General features: G+C 35.6%; 22 protein-coding genes and 1 tRNA gene. 12 read left to right on the plus strand and 11 right to left on the minus strand.

Going from position 1 to position 19,899, the window contains the following annotated elements; translation table 11 throughout:
• Positions 1-100: 100 nt before the first annotated feature.
• The 3 genes from WD055_00310 to WD055_00320 all read right to left on the minus strand — a co-directional run bounded on the left by WD055_00310 (position 101) and on the right by WD055_00320 (position 2,352).
• Positions 101-886, minus strand: a complete 786-nt coding sequence (locus WD055_00310) for a hypothetical protein (protein ID MEX0848653.1) — start codon at positions 884-886, stop codon at positions 101-103.
• 18 nt (positions 887-904) lie between these two features.
• Positions 905-1,678: a hypothetical protein gene (locus WD055_00315; GenBank protein ID MEX0848654.1), complete on the minus strand. Its 774-nt coding sequence runs from the start codon at positions 1,676-1,678 to the stop codon at positions 905-907.
• A 119-nt stretch (positions 1,679-1,797) separates the two neighbouring features.
• Complete coding sequence (locus WD055_00320) at positions 1,798-2,352, minus strand: hypothetical protein (GenBank protein ID MEX0848655.1); 555 nt, start codon at positions 2,350-2,352, stop codon at positions 1,798-1,800.
• A gap of 80 nt (positions 2,353-2,432) precedes the next feature.
• Between WD055_00320 and WD055_00325 the strand changes: the two genes are divergently transcribed.
• A complete protein-coding gene (locus WD055_00325; GenBank protein MEX0848656.1) occupies positions 2,433-2,858 on the plus strand; it encodes a hypothetical protein in 426 nt (141 codons plus the stop codon).
• Here the strand turns inward: WD055_00325 and WD055_00330 are convergent.
• Positions 2,855-4,474: a DUF87 domain-containing protein gene (locus tag WD055_00330; protein MEX0848657.1), complete on the minus strand. Its 1,620-nt coding sequence runs from the start codon at positions 4,472-4,474 to the stop codon at positions 2,855-2,857. The two genes, WD055_00325 and WD055_00330, sit on opposite strands and share 4 nt — an antisense overlap.
• 286 nt (positions 4,475-4,760) lie before the next feature.
• The gene (locus tag WD055_00335; GenBank protein MEX0848658.1) at positions 4,761-5,117 is read right to left on the minus strand and encodes a YraN family protein; all 357 of its coding nucleotides are present in this window, start codon (positions 5,115-5,117) and stop codon (positions 4,761-4,763) included.
• 117 nt (positions 5,118-5,234) lie between these two features.
• Here WD055_00335 and WD055_00340 point away from each other — a divergent pair, with 117 nt between their 5' ends.
• Both WD055_00340 and WD055_00345 read left to right on the plus strand, forming a co-directional pair.
• Entirely contained in the window at positions 5,235-5,972 is a 738-nt protein-coding gene (locus WD055_00340; protein ID MEX0848659.1) for a DUF2608 domain-containing protein, read from the plus strand.
• A 141-nt stretch (positions 5,973-6,113) separates the two neighbouring features.
• On the plus strand, positions 6,114-7,307 hold the full coding sequence (locus WD055_00345; protein MEX0848660.1) for an ATP-binding protein: 1,194 nt from the start codon (positions 6,114-6,116) through the stop codon (positions 7,305-7,307).
• A gap of 227 nt (positions 7,308-7,534) precedes the next feature.
• Here WD055_00345 and WD055_00350 read toward each other — a convergent pair.
• The 3 genes from WD055_00350 to WD055_00360 all read right to left on the minus strand — a co-directional run bounded on the left by WD055_00350 (position 7,535) and on the right by WD055_00360 (position 8,897).
• A tRNA-Met gene (locus WD055_00350) sits at positions 7,535-7,611 on the minus strand.
• A gap of 115 nt (positions 7,612-7,726) precedes the next feature.
• The gene (locus tag WD055_00355) at positions 7,727-8,251 is read right to left on the minus strand and encodes a hypothetical protein (GenBank protein MEX0848661.1); all 525 of its coding nucleotides are present in this window, start codon (positions 8,249-8,251) and stop codon (positions 7,727-7,729) included.
• 76 nt (positions 8,252-8,327) lie between these two features.
• On the minus strand, positions 8,328-8,897 hold the full coding sequence (locus tag WD055_00360; protein ID MEX0848662.1) for a hypothetical protein: 570 nt from the start codon (positions 8,895-8,897) through the stop codon (positions 8,328-8,330).
• A gap of 244 nt (positions 8,898-9,141) precedes the next feature.
• Between WD055_00360 and WD055_00365 the strand changes: the two genes are divergently transcribed.
• The 8 genes from WD055_00365 to WD055_00400 all read left to right on the plus strand — a co-directional run bounded on the left by WD055_00365 (position 9,142) and on the right by WD055_00400 (position 14,404).
• Positions 9,142-9,990: a DUF4097 family beta strand repeat-containing protein gene (locus WD055_00365; protein MEX0848663.1), complete on the plus strand. Its 849-nt coding sequence runs from the start codon at positions 9,142-9,144 to the stop codon at positions 9,988-9,990.
• A 103-nt stretch (positions 9,991-10,093) separates the two neighbouring features.
• A complete protein-coding gene (locus tag WD055_00370; GenBank protein MEX0848664.1) occupies positions 10,094-10,651 on the plus strand; it encodes a hypothetical protein in 558 nt (185 codons plus the stop codon).
• A 51-nt stretch (positions 10,652-10,702) separates the two neighbouring features.
• Entirely contained in the window at positions 10,703-11,236 is a 534-nt protein-coding gene (locus WD055_00375; protein ID MEX0848665.1) for a hypothetical protein, read from the plus strand.
• Between the two features lie 33 nt (positions 11,237-11,269).
• Positions 11,270-11,614 (plus strand): hypothetical protein, encoded by a 345-nt coding sequence (locus WD055_00380; GenBank protein ID MEX0848666.1) that lies wholly within the window; start codon positions 11,270-11,272, stop codon positions 11,612-11,614.
• Positions 11,615-11,630: 16 nt separating this feature from the next.
• A complete protein-coding gene (locus tag WD055_00385) occupies positions 11,631-12,299 on the plus strand; it encodes a hypothetical protein (protein ID MEX0848667.1) in 669 nt (222 codons plus the stop codon).
• A 117-nt stretch (positions 12,300-12,416) separates the two neighbouring features.
• Positions 12,417-13,235 (plus strand): hypothetical protein, encoded by an 819-nt coding sequence (locus tag WD055_00390; protein ID MEX0848668.1) that lies wholly within the window; start codon positions 12,417-12,419, stop codon positions 13,233-13,235.
• A gap of 78 nt (positions 13,236-13,313) precedes the next feature.
• Positions 13,314-13,922 (plus strand): hypothetical protein, encoded by a 609-nt coding sequence (locus WD055_00395; protein MEX0848669.1) that lies wholly within the window; start codon positions 13,314-13,316, stop codon positions 13,920-13,922.
• A 20-nt stretch (positions 13,923-13,942) separates the two neighbouring features.
• On the plus strand, positions 13,943-14,404 hold the full coding sequence (locus WD055_00400; GenBank protein MEX0848670.1) for a hypothetical protein: 462 nt from the start codon (positions 13,943-13,945) through the stop codon (positions 14,402-14,404).
• Positions 14,405-14,413: 9 nt separating this feature from the next.
• Here WD055_00400 and WD055_00405 read toward each other — a convergent pair whose 3' ends face one another.
• The 3 genes from WD055_00405 to WD055_00415 are packed head-to-tail and all read right to left on the minus strand — an operon-like array spanning position 14,414 to position 19,106.
• Complete coding sequence (locus tag WD055_00405) at positions 14,414-16,807, minus strand: alpha/beta hydrolase-fold protein (protein ID MEX0848671.1); 2,394 nt, start codon at positions 16,805-16,807, stop codon at positions 14,414-14,416.
• Between the two features lie 27 nt (positions 16,808-16,834).
• On the minus strand, positions 16,835-18,640 hold the full coding sequence (locus tag WD055_00410) for a hypothetical protein (GenBank protein MEX0848672.1): 1,806 nt from the start codon (positions 18,638-18,640) through the stop codon (positions 16,835-16,837).
• A gap of 10 nt (positions 18,641-18,650) precedes the next feature.
• Positions 18,651-19,106, minus strand: a complete 456-nt coding sequence (locus tag WD055_00415) for a hypothetical protein (GenBank protein MEX0848673.1) — start codon at positions 19,104-19,106, stop codon at positions 18,651-18,653.
• A 181-nt stretch (positions 19,107-19,287) separates the two neighbouring features.
• Between WD055_00415 and WD055_00420 the strand changes: the two genes are divergently transcribed.
• Entirely contained in the window at positions 19,288-19,746 is a 459-nt protein-coding gene (locus WD055_00420) for a hypothetical protein (GenBank protein MEX0848674.1), read from the plus strand.
• The last annotated feature ends 153 nt before the right edge of the window (positions 19,747-19,899 follow it).

Genomic DNA, 19,899 nt, shown 5'->3' on the forward strand with positions numbered 1-19,899 from the left:
TTAAAATAATTATTTAAAGCATTACAAAAGATGTGGGTAATGCATAGGCATTCGCGAGATACAATATTCAGCAGGGTGATAAGAGCAACTGTATGTTTCATTATTTTTTCCACCATCTATAAAGTGTAATTCCGGCTGCAATAGACGTTGCCGATACAGCCAATGATTTCCATTTGTTACGTTTGATTTTTTTCCACCAGCGTTGATACCATGGTTTTACTTTTTTTAATATTGGGTAATTTGGGCCATTTGTGATTAAACTGTTTTGAGCCTCTTTGAGTACCAATGAGTCATTGTGTGCAATGTTTGATATATCTACAATGTGTACATTGTTTTTACTTGTAGACATGGCAATTTTAGAACTGTTTTTATTTACTGCAACGTGGATAAACCATTCGTCCGGAACATGTTGACCATTTTGGGGTATCCTTGAAAATGAAGTTGTTCCATCGAGTCCACATATAGAAATTTTTTGTGGAGAAATAATTATCACCTGTTTTTGATCAGGAGTAAAAAAAGCATCTTTAATTTTACTGCCGTGCGTGATGAATGTTGTAATATTATTCATTTTGTTACGAATATATAATGTGTTTGCAAATACTGTCAATACGTAGGCATTAGTTTCTATACAACCTTCATCGGTTTCTTCATGATTAAAGGTAGAACTTGTTTCTGTGTTTTGTCTCTCAACATCGTACGTATATACTATTGAATCAGTTTTAACTGATAATGTGCTATTATCTTGAAAATATATACTTTTAATTTGTTGGTTGCATTTCAAAGTACGGGGGGAATCAGCTGGTTGGTCTGTGATCATCATGCTGTTAGATATAAATGGTATACATCCTATGGCAATGATGAAAGTTTTTAAAGTTCGATAAAACATAGTCTAACCTCTGTATGTCTAAAAAATAAATACATCAAAATTGAGTATGATTTTTGGCGTGAAATAATCTCTTATATGGTTGCGCCATTTATATAAGCATCCTGCAATTGCACATGTTGTTGCTCCAAATAGTTTCCATTTATTATTTGTTATTCTTTGCCACAACGAAGGAGATTTTTGTGATTTTAGTGTCTCTTTTTTAGGTTGTACAGATTTATCTAAAGGTTCGTTGTTGTAAGTTTTGTTTTGATCTAATATACTTTCTCTTGCTAAAGGTGTGTTATATAAATAAATGTGATTATCTGAGCTACTGATGGCTAAAAATTTATTGTCAGGACTTATTGCAATATCTTTTCCTTTATAGTTGATAGGCTTTGCAATGACCACTTTTTTTGTGTTTATGCAGTGGATTGAGAGTGCTTTTTTTGATAAAATGAGTGCATATTTTTGATCAGATGTAATACACAATTTTAAGATGTCCTGTCTTTGCTTAAGGGTGTTATATTCATTTTCGTTTATACCGAAACAGTGTTTATTTCTTTTTTGCAAATTCTGGAGGGTTGAGTTTGTAGATACTTTTTTTGATTTCATATCTATAGTATAGTCAACCTCTTCTTCATTTTTGTGTGTTGCTTTTACCATCAGAGTTTTATTGTCTATAAACCTGATATCTGCTATGGGATTTACTGATTGGTATTCTTTTTCTAAAGTTAACTTCTGTTCAGCTGCGTATGACAGTTGAGGAGCACTCACTGTAAAAACAGCTAAAATAGCTAAAAATTTATGAAACATTATAACCTCCTAAACGTATTCATTTTTTCTATTATACATTATATAATATATTATTGTACTGTTTTGTCAAGCTATTAAGTAAAATAATATTTCTATATGAAAAGCTGTCTTTTTATTATTTACTGAAATAATGCACCGAGTTGATCTTGTAATGACCGGTGATTTTGAGGATTTAATCGGTGTGTGCATGCGTTTTTAATATCACTTACACTGCCTTGTTTACATGCATCTATTAATTGTTGTCGATGTTTTTTTATTTGTTCTTTTTGTTCAGAGGTTAAATGTTTTAAATCTTCGCCATATAAAAAATCAGATAAGCGTTCAAGTTGCCATTCTAATTTATTGAATTCTGAAACATCTTTTAGTTTCTTAATTTTATGAGCTCTTATTTTTTCATTAAGTTCAGTTGGGATCCAGCCATCTTCAACAAATGCTGCATGTTCTTGAATTTCTTTAAACATGGTATGTAATTGATCAATTGTTTGTGTAAAGCATGTATTTGCTGTTTCATAATGATTGTATGAAACCTTGCCTAAGCTATTTACTTTTAATGTGCCATTTAAAAATGCTTCGATAAAGGAGATTTTTTGCGCATCGGATATTGGTTGATTACAAGCGATGTTATTTGTAATTATAAAAATGGTCAGTAGGAATATCGGTTTTATTTTATACATATTTTCTTTTGAGTAGTTAAAAGTGTTATCGTTGTAATAAGTATACAATTAAAAAAGCTTTTAAAAAATAGGGATATGAAATGAAGAGTTTTTTGTTTTTACTTTTATCTTTTTTTTGTTGTCCATTACGTGCAATGTTTCTAAATTGTGCAGCGCCGAGCCGTTTTTTTTCGGTTTTATGCAAATCAAGACGTTCATTGCCTCCATGTTCTTCCGATATGATTCAACGTTCATTTTCATTTGACTCTGTCATGCCTGAAAAACAAATAGCGATTGCAAAACATATGCGTGAGTTAGATCAAGCCAAACATGATCGTGCAAGCAATGGGGCAGCAGCTGTGATGGTTGGTGTTATTGATAGTGGAGGATATGTTTTTGATATGCCAATAGAGGTTGTGGGTCTTGTTGGGACAATAGCGATGCTTTTTAGTATGCAATCTTTGAAGCATCACATACAAGTGTGTGCAAAAAAAGATATTTTAGATATGTTGCACAAGACAAATTAAAAAAGTTCCTGAGAAAATTCTTCAATTTGTTCAGGTGTAATTGTGTCGCCCATTGCACGATAAAAAGCTTCATCATATTCACGTGTTTGAATAACCACCGGCATTGCTAAAGCATGTCCCATTAATAGTGCTTGTTTTTTGCTATCAAGTGATGCCAAAATAGTGCGTAAGTTTTGTGCACCATTGACGCCGGTCAAGACACCTTGAATATCTTTTTCATCATTTAATTGCGCAACAATTTTTGTGCCGATTTGAGATAACACTTCTTGATCAATGCCGGAAGGGCGTTGATCAACCACCAAAAGTGAAACATAATATTTGCGCATTTCACGTGCAATAGTACCAAAAATAGTCTGTTTTGCCGCTTGTGGATTGAGGAATTTATGCGCTTCCTCAATGGTGATCATCAGTTTTTTTGGTTCGTCCTCTTTTTTTTGTGATCCTAAAAATTTTTCTGTTTTTTCAATAAATGCATCATGAATGCGACGAGAAATTATATTGGCAACTAAAAGATAACAAAACATTGAGGTGTAATTACCAAATTCAAGAATAACATTTATGCCACGATCAATATATTCCATCATTTGATCAATAACATTATCTTCTTTATAAGCACCGGCACTTTGCGGTTGAAAAAAGGGCAACCGTTCAATTTTTTTCAGTTTTCTATACAGTGCTGCAACCGATTCAGGATGTGCACCAATTGATTCGGCAAATTCCTTGAGGTTGTCACCTTGTGAAAGCAAAACAGCTAACCAGTTTTGTTTATGTTTTGCTGCAATAAGGTATGCGGCTTCTGTTGCAGTGTTATGTAAATTTAATTCTTGCTGCAGTGATAACAGATCTTCAACGCGAATTGCATGATAGGGAATAATAACTTCAACATCCGGATTGCCACCACGTCTGCGTGTTGATTGTGGGTCTAATGAAAATATGACAACTTTGTCAGGAAATAATGTTTTGAGTCCTTTAACAAATGAATGACCTTTACCTTCTTTGCGTGCTTGCAGGCCATATTCACTGTGCATATCAAAAATAACATTTACTGCTTTATCGTTTTTAATTAAACCTGCCAACACTAAACGGGTTAAAAAAGTTTTACCGGTTCCGGTTTTACCAAAAATACCATTACTGCGTTCAGTTAAACGGTCAAGGTCAAGGCATACCGGGGTTGTCATATCAAGTGGTGAGCCAATATTAAAGTATCGTTTGCTTGGATCATTTTCATCACCAAAGATTAATGCAACATCATCTTTGTTTGCTTCATAAACAGTTGCAAAATGTGGTGGAATAGTTTTTACCGGTTTAGGGCGTTGCTCACTGTCCAACATAAGCATAGGTTTTAGTTGTGCAGTGGCATACATGCCTTTTTGTTTCAATACTTCATTGAGTAATGTTTCTGTTTCCGTGGGCGGATAGAGTAGGATGTCCGGATTGGTAACTTGTAAGCTCAAATCGGTAATGAGTGAAAAAAATCTATTTGCTTTGCCGACAATGGAAACAAATTTTCCTGTTTTTATTTCCTCAAGTTGCGCATCTGGATGTATGCGCATAACAAATCCATCAGTGAGGGACCCGCTGGTGATATGGCCGATTTTTTGTTTTACCGTTTTCATTGTAATCTTCGGGCTTTATTTTTGAGTTCATCTTTATATTCTAACAGTTGCGCTGTTTCTTAGTATATCTTTCCTTATTTTTATTTAAAGCGGTTGTAGGTGAGTTGTGAGTTTGGGAGTAACTTCAAAAAAATATTATTTTTTACTCACCTTACGCAAATTTATTTATTTTTTCACTTAGATTATTATCACATACTATTTGAAAACTGTGTGATAATAATTTTAAAAAAAGTTTCTTCGAAAATAAGTTATTAAATCTGTGAGTGCGTAAGTTGAATAAAATATTTTACTGTCCAAATGCATTTTCAATATACATGAGTTCCATCTGTTCGTTTTGATCTATCTGTACAAGTGCTGCATCAAAGCGGCAAACTTTATCAATAATTCTATTTTTTGCTATATATTCACGAGCAACAAGGATTATTTTTTTTTGTTTAGTGCGTGAAATACTTGCTTGAATGGGGACGGGGCTTGAACGGCGCAATTTCACTTCCACAAATGCAAAGATATCATCTTTTTGTGCAATGATATCAATTTCTCCATATAACTTTTGATAATTGCGTTCAACAATAGCAAAGCCTTGATATTTTAGATGCTGAGCGACAAATGCTTCTGCTTTGTTGCCAAAGGTTCGTTTATTCATTATGTTTTGTTTGTGATTTGAATGTAAAGTAATATTAAAAATGTAGCAAATTGAAATAGATTTGTCTAAAATTGTTGAACAGAAGGCGATATTGTTTTTTATACAAAGGGAAAACATATGAGATTTTATGGATTAGTTTTTTTGTCGTTGATGAGAGTCTTTCAACTTTCAGCATTAATTGTTGAAAGCGATCAACTTGCAGATGTGCGCAAGTATCTTACCCCGGGTTGTTTATTGATGTTTGACATTGACAATACCTTAGCTCATCCGATCGGTTTAATTGGTAGTGATGAATGGTTTGTGCATATGATTGAGCAACAAAAAGGGCAGGGGAAAGATTTTATACAGGCATTGAATAATGTTTTGCCCATTTATTATGAGGTGCAACTAAAAGTGCCATTGCAATTGATTGAACAGTCAACACCACAATTATTAATTGAATTGCAAAAAGAGGGTGTAGATGTTATTGCATTAACTGCACGTTCCTTGCCTCTTGTTAACCGCACTATCGAACAATTGTCAGCAATAGATATTGATTTTTCTCATAATCATATTGGTCCTGTTTTTGTATTGCGGAATGCTCCACATCTTTATATGTATAAACGAGGGATTCTTTTCTCCGGAGATAATAATAAAGGTGAGGCATTGATGGATTTCTTAGCTTATTGTGATATGAAGCCGGAAAAAATTATTTTTGTCGATGATAAGTTGCATAACCTGCACAAGGTCGAGGCTGTTGTTGAGCAACAGGATATTCCTTTTGTAGGAATTCGTTATTGTAGGTTGGACGAGCATGTGCAAAATTTTGATGAACAATTGGCTGATAATGAGCTGCATGCATTTCATCATATATAAAAAGATATGATGAAAATGCCCTTGATGTAAAATCGGGAATCTGATTCCTGATTTTACATCAATACTTGTAATTGGCGATTGAATCAATGTGTTGTTATAAATGTGTAAATATAGGATTCCAATTCCTTATTGTGGAAAAAAATGATTTATAGGGATATAACAATTGCATTACAAAAAGCAGCAAAGCATTTTAGGGCGGTTGCCGTTTTAGGGCCAAGGCAGTCTGGTAAAAAAACTTTAGTGCAACAGGTATTTGCGCATCATAGGTATATTTCATTTGAAGATTTGGATATACGGGAGCGAGCGATTCGTGACCCACGTCTTTTTTTAAAGGAGTATCCGAGTGGGCATGGTATTATTTTAGATGAGATTCAGCATGTGCCGGACTTATTGTCCTATATTCAAACTATTGCAGATCGTGAAAAAAAGAATGGTTTTTTTATAATCACCGGTTCTCAAAATTTTTTAGTAAATGAAGCAGTTTCACAAACATTGGCCGGTAGGCTTGCATTATTAACTCTATATCCTTTGTCTATTGAAGAGCTTGAGGGTGCAAAATTATTGCCAAAGACGATTGAAGAGGCTGTTTTTAATGGTTGTTATCCGGCAGTGTATGCAGAAGATGCGCCTCCGGTAAATACGTATGCTAACTATATTCGCACCTATGTCGAGCGAGATGTAAGACAAATACAAAATGTAACAAATTTAAATCTGTTTCAGCGGTTCCTTCAGTTATGCGCTGGTCGGATTGGGCAGCTGTTAAATCTTAATTCTCTTGCAAATGATTGCGGTATTGATGCAAAAACTGCCCGTGCTTGGCTGTCGATATTAGAGGCAAGTTATGTTGTTTTTTTATTGTATCCATACTATAAAAATTTTGGTAAACGCCTTATCAAGTCTCCTAAGCTTTATTTTGTAGATACGGGAATTGCATGTTCATTGTTGAATATTAGAGATCATAAGCAGATGTATGAGCATTATATGCGTGGAAGCCTTATTGAGTCATATGTTATATCTGATTTATATAAGCAGTATTATAATTTAGACCTTAAGCCTTCTATTTATTTTTGGCGTGATTATCAGGGAAATGAGATTGATTGTCTGTTAGAAGAGGCGCTTTATTTGTCTCCAATCGAAATTAAAGCAGGAAGAACTGTGTCTCAAGGTTATTTTAAACAGTTTGTTTATTGGAAGGAGTTGAAGACTTCAGTGCCTTCTCAAAATTTTGTTATTTATAGTGGAGATGAGGATCAGACTTGGCCGGAAGCACGTGTGTTAAGTTGGAAAACGTCAGGTTCTTTAGTTAAAAAATTAACCATGCCTATAGAAGATTGAGTTTAAAAAATATGCATGTGTCAAAAAGCGCTGTTCTCTTGATTGCCAGCTAGAGTCATATTGGATGCCTTAATACATCACAAATTCAGATCATACTCTTGGCAATGAGGTTTGAACTAATGTTCCTAACACATGCAGTTTGCCTAATATTATTTAAATAATAACATTAAGCGCCAAACTTTTTCGATAATTTGAATGTAACTGCAAAAAAAAGAAAAGTAATTTTTTGGTTGCGGGGGCTGGATTCGAACCAGCGACCTTTGGGTTATGAGCCCAACGAGCTACCAGGCTGCTCTACCCCGCGATACTTTCAATAAGAAAAAGAGCGAAATAAGATATTTCATTATCCATATTAAAGGTTTTTTCCTCTTTGTCAACTATATTGTCATACTTGCCTGTATATACCTGGATGCAATCTCTTACAGGTATAATTTACCATCAGGAGCTATCGTGATATTTGCCTGTAAAAGATCTTTAAAGCTATCAGCAGGGGCGGTCAGAATTGGCCTCCAGGAGATGTTTTTGTTTATTGGATCATCAACTTTGCGATATAAACGAACGACCGTGTCATTAGCTTTAATTTTTTTGTCTTCGCTTAGTAATTGATGCATCTGTTTGCCCAATGGCTCTGCGCGTACGAGTAATTCTACCATTTTTTTATCTGTTTCTTTTGTTTTCTCTTCTGTAGCTGTAGCTATATATTTGAGGTGCTGCATGCCATTAGAATAAATGTGAGCTTGTACAGGAAGCTTTTTAGGTTCATTTCTAACGGTAATTACCTGTTGTGGGGTATAGGATGCGTTGATGTACTGTGGCTTGTAATTTTTAAGTTTCATAAATGTGCTGTTTTCTGATTTGATCAGTTCGTCATGAGTAAAAAAAATAGGTGAACATTGTGCTAATGCGCTTATACATAAGGCAAATAGTGTGTAATTTGTTTTCATTATATTCTCCCCCTTTTTAAGAAAATATTTTTTGTATCGGGGTTATATGGAAAATAGCCCCGATACAAATTAATAGTTATTTTGCTTTTGATTGAGCAACTACTTTATGGCAATTGAATTTGCATAAAGGAGTAGATTTCCCGTTGTTTTGCATGCCAACTTTAACCAGTCCGTTTTTGTTAACATTAATGCTTAAAGAACCGTTTTGAGCTTCAGAATTTAAGATGGCTTTTTGAGCAGCTAGGTGCATTTTTCCTCGTTCAGCTGTTGCATCATTTTGTCCTGTAAAAACTTCAACAACTGTTTGCCCTTTGCCTGCTTGCCAGTCTAAGCCATTTTGGCCCGCTTTTTTTTGCGTTAATTTTTGTGTGCTGATTAATACTTGATTGGTTTCGCCATTGGGACTGCTGAACTGCACATATTGTGCGTTTTTACGCCCAGGCTTAGGAATAGCAACATCATTGAGAGCTTTTTCGCTTGAAACCGGCCCTAAATCTTCGACTAAATTTTCCTGTGAAAGGGCGATGTTATAAGAAGTTATGCCGGCTCTTTGAGGAGCGCCGACATCAGGTTTAACTCTTGCTTCCGTTTGCATAATTAATGTTGCGCAACCGAGTGCAACAGCAACTATTGTTATTTTTTTCATAAGACATCCTTTTTTATTAAATGAAAAAATTAAAACTATCATATTTAAAATTACAGTTTTATAATTCAGCTTGTCAATTCTTTTTATGAAATCCACAAAAATGAAGGAGTAAGATAGCTTGTGTATATTTATTATGCGCCTTTATTTAAAAAATTTTTTAATGTGTATTTATTGATTTATTATTTTCTAATAGGCTATAATGGTTTTTATAGGAAAGATGAGATATTATTTTAGGAGAGAATAGATGAATTATAGATTTTTTGTTTTGAATGTGCTGTTTTTGGGGATACCGTTAGGCGTGCAAGGTTCTGCTTGGGAGCAAAAATCTTCAACAGTTAAAATTACTGGTTTTCCTGCTATTGGCATGGGAAGCATTGCTGAAGATATTTCAAGAGGCGCACCTGCAAGAGTTCAGACAACAGTATCAGATAAATTTGGAAATGTGCATAGCTTAGTTCTTCAATCAGATTTGATTGAAGTTGCTAGAGAGTCTAAAACATATAGTAGTGGATCATTTAATGAGATTAATGTTGAAGCCATAAGTGGCAATGTTGTTATTTCACCATCTGAAGATGAAGCAGTATCTATTGATGCAATTACACGTGCTCATTCTAAGGATCAAGCGAAAGATCTACAGGCAGATTTTTTAGTACAGGATAACAAGTTAATTATTCAAACAAAGCTGCTCAAAGATGTAGTGCAGGCTGTTATTGATTATCATATAAAAATGCCTGTGATGCCATTAAAAGTGTCAACAGTGAACGGCTCTATAATTATTGAAAATGCTCAGAATAGTGTAGATGTTTCTACAAAAACTGGAAACATCGATGTTAAATTTGGCCCTATAGCGCCAGATGCAGCAATTTCTTTAAACAGTAAAACAGGAAATATAGTTATAACGCTAAGTGAAGATAGTAATGTGGAAATTGATGCCAGAACAAAGATGGGTAAAATGGCTACTGAGATGAGTCAATTGCCTGTTCAAAGTTCAATTATAGGGGCAAAACTACAGGGCACATTAGGTAAATCGGATAAGGGCGCAACTATTTCAGTTGAAAGTGATACAGGGAACATTGATATCAAAAATAGATGAATATGATGTTTTTTAGTTCGGATTGTTTACTTTCATTTGGCAGAATGGTTATAATTTATAATAGAAATAAAAATATGAATTCTTAAAAAGAAGAGTAAGAAATATGAAAAGATTAGTGTTGGCTCTTGTAGCTATAAACTTATATATAAGTGCAGGAAATAAAAATTCATTTAGCCGTGAATATGGCTGTGAAGGTGAAGGGGTGGAGTGTATTTTCTTGTTTGGGCGAACTTCAGATGATGATAAGTTTACGCCTCGAGAGTTACCTCAAGTTTTTCCTATAGTTACTACTGCTATATCAAAAGCTCTTGATTTTCCCTCAATTGGGCAGGAGGAGGTTATAGGATTTACTCCATCGCAAGGGCAGTTAAAAGGACAAAAAATCGGGATTGCATTCAGATCAAGAAAAGCAACCTCTGAAGAAGAAAATAAAGTAAATATGAAAGATTTGAATGTCGTAGACATTTTTTATCAAATTCCTGAAATTGGTGTAGGAACGCAAACTTGGCCAAGAAAAGGTGGAAGCAAACTTGTCTATGGAGATCTTCCAGAAAATATAAAAGGGACGTATACAATTACCTCTGATGGGATGTTTGAGATTCATTATGACGAGATCGAAGTAGATAGAACGCCAAAATATTATTTTGGCAGGATTGGATAAAGGATTTATTAATTAATAGTCCAATAATAGTCCAAGAGAAGGAATGTTGTTATGAAATATAATTTTACGTCGGTTTTGATGTCAGTGGCAGTACTGTTATGTGGTTGTGGTGCTCATGTTTTAAAATCAAAGTCTGACCATTCAGATTTTTACGCAGCAATGGGTAAGTATGTGCGCGATAAGAAAATGGTATATAACGTAAAAAACAATACGGGAATGAAGTTGGTTGTTTGGGGGATTCCTTCTAATGATCCTCCTTATACTTTGGCTGTTATTAATCCTGGAGCGACTGCAACGATAACTGCTCCTAGTACTTTGTCAAAACTATATGTAGTTGAAGATTCAGTTATGATGCAAGGCGGTGGTGAGAGTGCAAAAAAAAGTTTAAAAGCTTTTGAAAGTTTTATTAAAAAATTCCCAAAAAAACAATGGGCTATATTACCATATGAGCTTGGTTTTAGGGGCTTTGGTCCATCTCAAACAGTTACAGACAACTTTACATTGATAGTTGAAAGTAATGAATTAAAAATTACCGAAGGAGGAGGATTTAAAATGGTTAGCCCTCTGGCTATTATGAAGTTTTAATGATTTTAACGTTGATAAATAAAAGGACAATATATGAAGAAGATGTTAATGATTTTTTCATTTGCTTTATTAGCCCCGACAGTGAGTGCTAAGGGCATTGATGTTAAGAAGGTGTATGATCAAGCTTTTAAGGAATGTTTGCCAAAACTTCGTAAATTAGAAGATAAGCTTAAAAGCAATGGTGAAACGTTAAAAGATTACGGTTGGACAAAAAAAGAGTTTATGGGTGAAGGTTGCATGATTCAGCGTGTATCCAAGGATATTTGTAAACAAAAAGGATTGCAGGAAGATACAAATGAATTTTTTGAATGTACTTCAGGTGAGGAAAAGAGACATTTGCCGGCAATTAATAAATTTTTAGACACAAAGAACTATTAAAAAAGGAGCAATAATAATGAATTGTAACTATAAGGGATTATCGATTTTTGCTTTAACGTTGTTAGTATCAGCATGCAGTGATATGCAAGCGGGACTTATTAACGTTACAAAAGTTAAGCAAGAAACAACTATAAATTGTCATACGGGCGATACGTTCGTTTTGCAGCGTGGAGAAGGTCACGTAGGACAAGCAATCCGAGGTGATTGTGTTTTTATTGCCGGTAGAACTGGCGACATGCATTCTTTTGATCTTTCAACTGCGATTGATTTGGGTAGAATTACAGATCTTATGGGCAAGATATATACTTTTAGTGGCAAAGAGATGGTGTTTAGAATTGTTCCATCTCAAGGCCCGCTAGAAGGGAAAGAGATCTTTGTTGGTCTAACGAATCAACCGATAGATGAAGTTGGATCAGAAATAAAAGATCGTTATCAAAAGGATGACATTGAAGCAGCGTTTCAATTGTGGCGATATGTTAACTATTCTAACAACCAACAGTTAAATGAAAAAGTTGAAAAAAACTTTGATTGGATGTTAGCGCTTCCCGCAGATGCATCAGCGCAAGCACAATTTTATTTAGCTGTACAGCCAAATGGAAACATTTCAATACAAAATGTTGAAAATGGCCAGGTAGATAATCGGATGAGTGTTGAGGCAAAAACAGGAAACCCTGTAATGTTTTAACAGAATTTAAATAATTTCAGATATATAATTAATCTATTGATTTATTATATATAAATGAATTATAGTGTTTATAGGATAGTATTTTTTATAAAAACCTTTTTAAAAGGAGCGTTTAACATGAAAATGATTAAACAAGTATTAGTTTTGAGTTGCCTGTTTTTGATGAGTAATGCAGAAGCGGGGCAACTTGCAGGTCGTGGAGCAAGACAAGCGGGTTCCACAGGTGGTCTTGATATTCCAAGTGCAGACTCAATAAAACGTGAGCTTCTTGGTGGTGATACTTCTGCCGGTGATGTAGGTGCCGGTGGTGGTGTTGGCGCAAGTTCAGGTGCTGGCGGTATTTCAGTTGCTGTTCGTTTGGATATTAAAACCAATATAAATAACTGTCATGGTGGTGATAGTACTGCTTTGACTAACGGTGATGGCAACACGGTTCAGCAGACTCGTGGTGACTGTACTTCAACTCAAGGTAGAACGGGTGAGAGTCGCAATTATACATTTGATGGTGATTATGTTTCTGTACCTTCAAATGGTCAATTTCAAACAGTTTCAGCGGCATCATGGGCATCAGGAAATCCTGTAGGCTTAGCATTTGATTTTAACGGTCGCCAAGCGCATGTTTTAGTTTTTGCTGAAGACTTAACGGAAGAATTAGCTGCTCAAGAAGGTAAGGATTATCAAGCGGATAAATCATTATTCCGTATTTATTCTCATTTAGGTTGGGCTGGTCAACGTCCAAATGTTTGGACGGAGCGATTTAGTGGTGTATTGAGCGGTGCTGCATCTGATATGGATGATGCTTCTTTCACTGTTCGTGCAAATGCTGATGGAACCGTGAGTGTCTTTACTGGTATTGATGCTCAAGGATCAAATGTGCCTTCAGAGGCTGAAGCTTATAAATTTGAAATGAATTTGTTGGATGCGACAGCAGTATAAGCTTATTGAAATAAGTAATTTTACTGAGTAGTTGTGTGCATGCATGCAACTACTCAGTTTTGCATTAAAAGGAAAAGTATGTTTAACAATAAAAAAAGAATATTTCTTGTTGCAGCATTAATACCATCATCTGTTTTTGCAGGAATTAATGTAAGTGTGATGGTTACTAAAAATGTTAATAAATGTCATACGGGCGACAGTGTTGCGCTGATCAAAGGTGATAGTAATGTTGCCCAAATACAGCGTGGAAATTGTTCTAACCAACAAGGAAGAACAGGTGATCAAAGGGATTTCATGCTTTGGCAGTTACCGGATTTTCAATCGTTTAGTCTTTCAAGTGGTGATCAAAGTGTGAAGGTTCCGACACTAAATAAAACAACCGGCTTTACTGTAGCAGGAGATGCTGGTACGACTTATATTTTATTAAGTTTAGACGAAGTTGATGAGCAAAATGCACATTTAAATGTTTATACAAAAATGCCATGGGCGGGTCAACAAAAATGGACTGAACGTTTTAGTGTGCCGGTACAGTACAATGAACAGGACCTTAGCCAAAACATTCCTGTTGGTATTGCATCGAATGGTAAAGTTCAATTGGTTTTTGGTCCGGAATTTGGGCAAATTGGCGAAGGTGAAAATAACAAAATGTTATTAAGTTTAGATGCATTTGATCCAACTGCTCAATAGAAAACAAGAAAGGATAAAAAATGAAAAAATATATAGTAGGTTTATTATTTTTTGCTTCTGCAGCTATGATGCAAGCGGGTTCTTTTGGGCCGGATGATCTGTTCATCAGAAATAATAGTAATAAACAATTAGGTATTTTTTGGTTGTTAGGTAATCAACACAATGAAAAAGGTATCGGTAATCCAGCTGGGCCTGCAGTTCTTGCAGCAAAAGGGCAGTCAGTGCCTGGTGCACATCGTTATTTTGCAAATACTGATACTAAAGAACTTAAAAAAGATAGCTTGAAGCTTACCATGAGTACGCCAAAGTCAGTGACAGGTTTTTTAGTTTATGATCAAGCTGATCCTGATAATAATCAAATAATTGTTAATTTAGCTCAGTTTAAAACCGGAACAGTTAAGCGTGAGGGAATTAATCACGATGTGCAAAAAATCACTATTACAGCTCCGGGTGGAAAATTAAGAGCATCTAAAGGCTTTTAATTTTGACTGTTAAGGTAAATCAAGGTCATATACATTGATCAATTGGCGTTCATTGGCAACTGTTTCAACTTGAACGCCAATTGCACCATCTTGAGCCGCTTTTTGAAAATCCACGGTTTGGTTTGGATCGATTGGGTATTGAGATTGTTCAAAACGTTCAATTGTCCTTGCTCCGAGGGTTGAATCATCAGTGTAATCAAGGTGCGCCTTTGATTGATTGATAACCGCATTGGCCTCTTTTGATGCTTGTACAAAATATGGCTTTGTTTCTAAAAAGTCGCATACGCTGTCTAAGTTTGATGTTTGTAGATTAAAATTTTCTGTTAGATCTTTATTCTTCAGTTCTGTGGATGATAGTATTTGTCGTTTGAATGTATTTGTATAAAAGGTGGTTGAGCCTACCGGTTGACTAATAAATGTGTCTACTGCATTAGGATTAAAATTTATAAAATTACGAATGCCACCGGCAATTGCAAATGGTGTATCAGGAATATTATTGGCTTCGTTAAATTCAGTAGGGTGCATAAAGCGCACCGCACGAGAAAAATTAGGAGGTGCATTTCCGGAATTGCTTTGTTGCAAGCAGATAAAGTTTCCGCCTCCTAAAATAGTTCCTGTTATTGGATTGACAAGGAATTCATATTGATCGCTTTGCCCATAGGCGAAAACTGATGCATTGCTTTCATCACCTGATGCAATTTGTATATGTTTAAAAGTGCCTTGTTCAATAATGACAGAACTTGTTTTTACATTAGAGAGAGATGAAACTCCCCAAAAATTAGCAATTTCAGGACTTAATGGAATATCTGTTACTGTTTTTCCTAATACACCAATGCCGATACCGAAATACCCTTGATTACCAATTTCAAAGACAGTATTCGGGCCATCAAGAATAATTGCATTGTGTACTTCATGAAAAGCAAGAGGTGAGGGAGGCCCATCATTAGATTCTTCCAGCAATGCCTTGCCAAAAGGGTCACCAATTTGAAAAGCTCCGCCCGGAGTTGTGTCATTTCCAATTTCAACTTTAGCATTATCTTCTAATTTTAAAGTAACATTTGTATGGGTGACGGGTAACACTCTTGATGTCTGCACTTGTAAGGTAGTTCCGGAAGGAATAGAAAGTTCAGCATCATTTTGTAGTACTATATGTAAGTTTCCCATTAGTTTTACAGAAACATCAGTTGGGCAATAACCGGCTTCGGCAAATTTTGCAGAAAATGTTTTTGCGATAGTTGTTAGTCTCGCACATGGAGGTGCGGTCAAACAGGTTTCATGGTTTCCTTGATACAGGATATATTCATGATCAATTTTGCTTTCAATAAGAGCATCAGACATTAAACGTGAACCATAATTGTTTAATGGTTCAGTTATACCGCCATCATAATAGATTGCTTGTTTTTCGAGTGTGTCTAGATATGAAGGAAAGAAGAAAAAATAATCTTTTTCTCGCCAAATATCCAATACTGATTCATCAAGGACAAGTGATTTATCAACAACTGTTTGTTGCCCATTAAGAAAATCAACAATACTAAAAGTGCCATCAATAAGCGAAGCTTTACCAAAATCATCAACAACAATAGGCATGCTCACCGATTGTTTTTGTATAAATGGCGTACTACCGGTTAAATTTGGTGTCAATGCTCCTGCCATAGACATGACAAAGAATGTATTAAATCCTGTGGGGTCGACAAAGCCGCCGTTATCGAGTGTTTCGATAAGCATATCACTATTAATTACAAATTCAGGGCATCCGGGTCTCGCAAGATCGGTACTGATCAAAAAAATAGGTGTCGGACTTTCGCAAGCGAATCCGGCAAATGTTTCAGGATGTTTGATTCCTAAGAATGATGCTCCATATCCTCCCATAGAATGGCCAAAGACTCCTCTAAAGTTTCGATCGGCAATTGTTCTATAGTTATTATCAATAAATGGAACCAGTTCATCTATTATGTAAGATTCAAAATCACCATTAAGCTCAGAATTGACATACCAACTGTTTCCATAAAAGAATGGGCTTCCAACCGGTTTATCAATTTCAGTGTTGCTGTCTATTAAGCTTGCGTCCGGTGCAACGAGTATCATGGGAATAATTTGCCCCAGCTCAATCAGTTGATCAAGAATGAATTGATTAGCAGTGCTTCGTGTTTCATTAAAGCCGCCAAACCCTGGCAACCAATAAACAACCGGATAGTTTTTGTTTACATTTGCCGGATCGTTGTAGCCATCTGGAAGATATATAGTGAATAATCTTCTGCCTAAAGGTTCGACGGTGCGATTTGCGCGTTCAGGTGATGGGGGAACTAAATTACTTACAAATCCGGTAGTAATCAGTTCACTTTGTGCAGTCAGATTAGATTGGCTCAGTATGCAAAAAAATATAATAGTGAAAAAATGTAACATCGTTTTCCTTTTTTTCGATCTTTTTATTTAGAACATTAATGAGAGGCCAATGTGGAAGCCACGATCTTTGGGAACATTTGTCCCGCCGACCACTAAACTGTAACCGCCAAAGAGACCAAGTTCTACTGTTTCAAATCTGTCTAAGCTGTCGATTACTAATTCAGTTCTAATTTTGTGCATAACAACATGGGTAAGATTTTCGAGCAATCGAGCATTGAGTGACTCACGATTACCTAAACAATCAACAGCAGTTTGTTTGCAAAGTTTTATGGTATCGGTTCCTTTTGCATAAACAACATAGCCGACATCAAGGCCTATAAATGGTTTTTCACAAAATGAAAACAGTGCATCATAATGACTCAAAAAATAGTTCCAGCGCACTTTTGCAGGTACACATAAGCCTAAATTCTTAACCGTAGCATCTGCAAATGGTGTTGCGACCAGTTCAGTTTTATTAAGAACCAGATTAAAATAATAGTCAGTATTTATAATAAGTCGTTCCCATGGTTTGAATGAGACTCTGCCACCCCATTTGAGTTCATAATGTCCATTGTTTCCCAGTGGCTGTAGAAATGGTGTTTGAGCGTTGTCGACTTTTTTGCCTGTAGGGAAGCGAACACCAAAACATCCTTGCATGTATACACGATCCGATGGTTGATATTGTATAATTAGATTTGTATCAAGATCGCCGATACCATTCAATTTTTGTGGCGCCAAGCAAATATCACACTCTTCGAAAAACTGTTCAGTACATCCGGGGATGCAAGGCAAAAGTGCATTAATGTTATCTTGTATAACTTGTGCAGGCGATACCAGTTGTGCGTCATCCACTGTTGGCACAACCCATAAGGTTTCTTGCGTGCTCTGGTCGATTCCTAAAGGTGTGTAATCAGTACCTTGTACAAATCGTGATCGTTCATTGTTGCTTTGTCCATTTGCGGGTAATGCAGGCAAACTTTGTGCGATAGCTATAGGTAATGCGAGTTGGCCTATTGGCTGACTTCCATTAGTTTTGATTGTAGTGACAGGATTACGGCTGCCAGCTTCTAAGTTTTGATTATCAGTTACATCCTGATTAGACATAGTGATGGGAAAGGTGTTATTAAATGATGCATCGCGATAGTTAACTACAGGGAATTGATTGGCCGGCGTTAATGTGCAATAACGAGGAAGCATAGATAAAAAATCTAATCGATAAGCAAAGCTATTTATAGAATTTCCATCAATATTTTCAGTCTTTTCGATCAGTACTGTATTGAGATTATCGCCACCTAGGCAACTTTTATTAGGGTCACATGGTGGTGTTATGTCAACTGCAAAGCTGCGAATCGGCAATGTAATACGCGTACCGATGCGCAAACATTCATTTATGTGATGCCATGCATACATGCCAAGCATAGCGCCTTGATCTTTAAATTCTATATTGGGACACAATGAAGAGTTATCAAGAAAAAGATTAGTTTTTAGTCTTCTATTGGTTCCGTCACCATTAAAAACAGGATCGCTTTGTTCGTTTTGTTCAATTGATGCCGGACTGAAAGCTTCTGAACCTAAAAAAGGTGTTTTACCAAAAATTAATTTACTTAAAGGGCAATTTTTTGAAGAGCAATCGCTTGGATTGCAAGATTTTTTACAATAAGCTTCATTTGCTTTTCGTCTGAATGCAGTTGCCCATAGTTGAATTTTGCGATGTTCAGCTTCACTTTTTCGATAAGGAAAGAGTTTATAAAATGGCCCATAGCGTGTTGGCAATGGAGTGCGAATTTCACGGGTTAAACTTGTACAAAAAGATGATATTAATATAATACAATATATTTTTACTCTATGCTTCATTACAGAATCTTTAAGTTATAGGTTGAAGAAGAACTTTTGATGTGCCGTTAAATACCATGGTAACGGTACCGGCCAAAAAAGTTGCTCCCGGATTTAATAAAATTTGTATGTTTTCAAAGATTATTTGTTGATCAAATGAACTAAATGATCGCAAATCCCAAATGCCCGGATCAATAACTTGAGCAGGTGCGGTTGTAGTTGGTGGAATCACGGTGCTTTTGAGTTCTATAATATTCGATTGAGTGGGCATGAAAGTAACGGTGTCAGTTGGTCCAAATCCCACACCTGCTTTTATTAACTCACATAATCCAGGGCCGGTAATTTCCAGTGGGACATCAAGTTCAATAATGGCCGATTCATTGATTTCTGTTGGAGTTGAACAATTCAGACTAGACGCTTGTATAGTAACGATTGCATTGCAAGAAATCGTATAGCAAGCAATGAGTATATATAGTAATGGATGCATTTATAATTCCTTTTTTTTTAATTATTTTTAAGTTATGCAGATATATATAATAAGTCAATAAATCGTTTATAACCACCTACTTTTTATTTTCAGATTGAATAATCTATATTTTTTTAAATGTTCTATGTTATACTTTTCAATAGAGTAGAATATTTGTTTTTATTATTAATTTGGAGAGAATATGAAGAAGCAATTTTTTATTATATGTGCATTGAGTTCAAGTCTGTCTCTTTTTGCGATTAGATATAAATTTGATAATCGCACTCATCGTAGTTTGGAGCCAGATAAGTTCGCCTTTTGGGCTATTCCTAAGAGTGCGCCTCCATATCTACTTGTTGTCGTTGATCCGAGTGAGCATGCTTCAGGTCAATTGCCTGGAGATAAAGTTCGTGTGGTGTATGTTATCAGAGATTCTTTTATGCAAAAAGTTGGTAATTATGCAAAACAGGGTGCTCAAGCTTTTGAGAAAGCTATTGCAAAACTTGGGCGCAAAGGGAGAGATTGGGAGAAGCTTGGGACAGATAAGATATTAGGGAGTTTTGAAGATCTAAATGTATATATTTATGGTCCTCAGCGTAACAATGAAAAGGGGACATTTACATTGGGTCATAAACGAAACATTATTATGACCAAACCCTAAACTTGCCTCGAACACATCACAATATGATCAGCAACTTGTTAAACATGTATTAGAGCTTAAAATTCCAAGCAACTGAGGTTTCCAATATTACCATTGCAGTTGCGATTTTAATAGTGTGTGCAAGCGAAAGATGTACATTAGGGGCTTTGATGT

The sequence above is a fragment of the Candidatus Dependentiae bacterium genome (assembly GCA_040878395.1).
GTDB lineage: Bacteria > Babelota > Babeliae > Babelales > Vermiphilaceae > JAKBEL01.

Bases quoted from the DNA above. Each gene is read 5' to 3' on its own strand.
- WD055_00385 (MEX0848667.1), top strand. From the start codon at position 11,631: ATGAATTGTAACTATAAGGGATTATCGATTTTTGCTTTAACGTTGTTA.
- WD055_00360 (MEX0848662.1), bottom strand. From the start codon at position 8,897: ATGAAAAAAATAACAATAGTTGCTGTTGCACTCGGTTGCGCAACATTA.
- WD055_00395 (MEX0848669.1), top strand. From the start codon at position 13,314: ATGTTTAACAATAAAAAAAGAATATTTCTTGTTGCAGCATTAATACCA.
- WD055_00420 (MEX0848674.1), top strand. From the start codon at position 19,288: ATGAAGAAGCAATTTTTTATTATATGTGCATTGAGTTCAAGTCTGTCT.
- WD055_00390 (MEX0848668.1), top strand. From the start codon at position 12,417: ATGAAAATGATTAAACAAGTATTAGTTTTGAGTTGCCTGTTTTTGATG.
- WD055_00410 (MEX0848672.1), bottom strand. From the start codon at position 18,640: ATGAAGCATAGAGTAAAAATATATTGTATTATATTAATATCATCTTTT.
- WD055_00355 (MEX0848661.1), bottom strand. From the start codon at position 8,251: ATGAAAACAAATTACACACTATTTGCCTTATGTATAAGCGCATTAGCA.
- WD055_00325 (MEX0848656.1), top strand. From the start codon at position 2,433: ATGAAGAGTTTTTTGTTTTTACTTTTATCTTTTTTTTGTTGTCCATTA.
- WD055_00335 (MEX0848658.1), bottom strand. From the start codon at position 5,117: ATGAATAAACGAACCTTTGGCAACAAAGCAGAAGCATTTGTCGCTCAG.
- WD055_00370 (MEX0848664.1), top strand. From the start codon at position 10,094: ATGAAAAGATTAGTGTTGGCTCTTGTAGCTATAAACTTATATATAAGT.
- WD055_00310 (MEX0848653.1), bottom strand. From the start codon at position 886: ATGTTTTATCGAACTTTAAAAACTTTCATCATTGCCATAGGATGTATA.
- WD055_00380 (MEX0848666.1), top strand. From the start codon at position 11,270: ATGAAGAAGATGTTAATGATTTTTTCATTTGCTTTATTAGCCCCGACA.
- WD055_00320 (MEX0848655.1), bottom strand. From the start codon at position 2,352: ATGTATAAAATAAAACCGATATTCCTACTGACCATTTTTATAATTACA.
- WD055_00330 (MEX0848657.1), bottom strand. From the start codon at position 4,474: ATGAAAACGGTAAAACAAAAAATCGGCCATATCACCAGCGGGTCCCTC.
- WD055_00400 (MEX0848670.1), top strand. From the start codon at position 13,943: ATGAAAAAATATATAGTAGGTTTATTATTTTTTGCTTCTGCAGCTATG.
- WD055_00365 (MEX0848663.1), top strand. From the start codon at position 9,142: ATGAATTATAGATTTTTTGTTTTGAATGTGCTGTTTTTGGGGATACCG.
- WD055_00340 (MEX0848659.1), top strand. From the start codon at position 5,235: ATGAGATTTTATGGATTAGTTTTTTTGTCGTTGATGAGAGTCTTTCAA.
- WD055_00405 (MEX0848671.1), bottom strand. From the start codon at position 16,807: ATGTTACATTTTTTCACTATTATATTTTTTTGCATACTGAGCCAATCT.
- WD055_00315 (MEX0848654.1), bottom strand. From the start codon at position 1,678: ATGTTTCATAAATTTTTAGCTATTTTAGCTGTTTTTACAGTGAGTGCT.
- WD055_00345 (MEX0848660.1), top strand. From the start codon at position 6,114: ATGATTTATAGGGATATAACAATTGCATTACAAAAAGCAGCAAAGCAT.
- WD055_00375 (MEX0848665.1), top strand. From the start codon at position 10,703: ATGAAATATAATTTTACGTCGGTTTTGATGTCAGTGGCAGTACTGTTA.
- WD055_00415 (MEX0848673.1), bottom strand. From the start codon at position 19,106: ATGCATCCATTACTATATATACTCATTGCTTGCTATACGATTTCTTGC.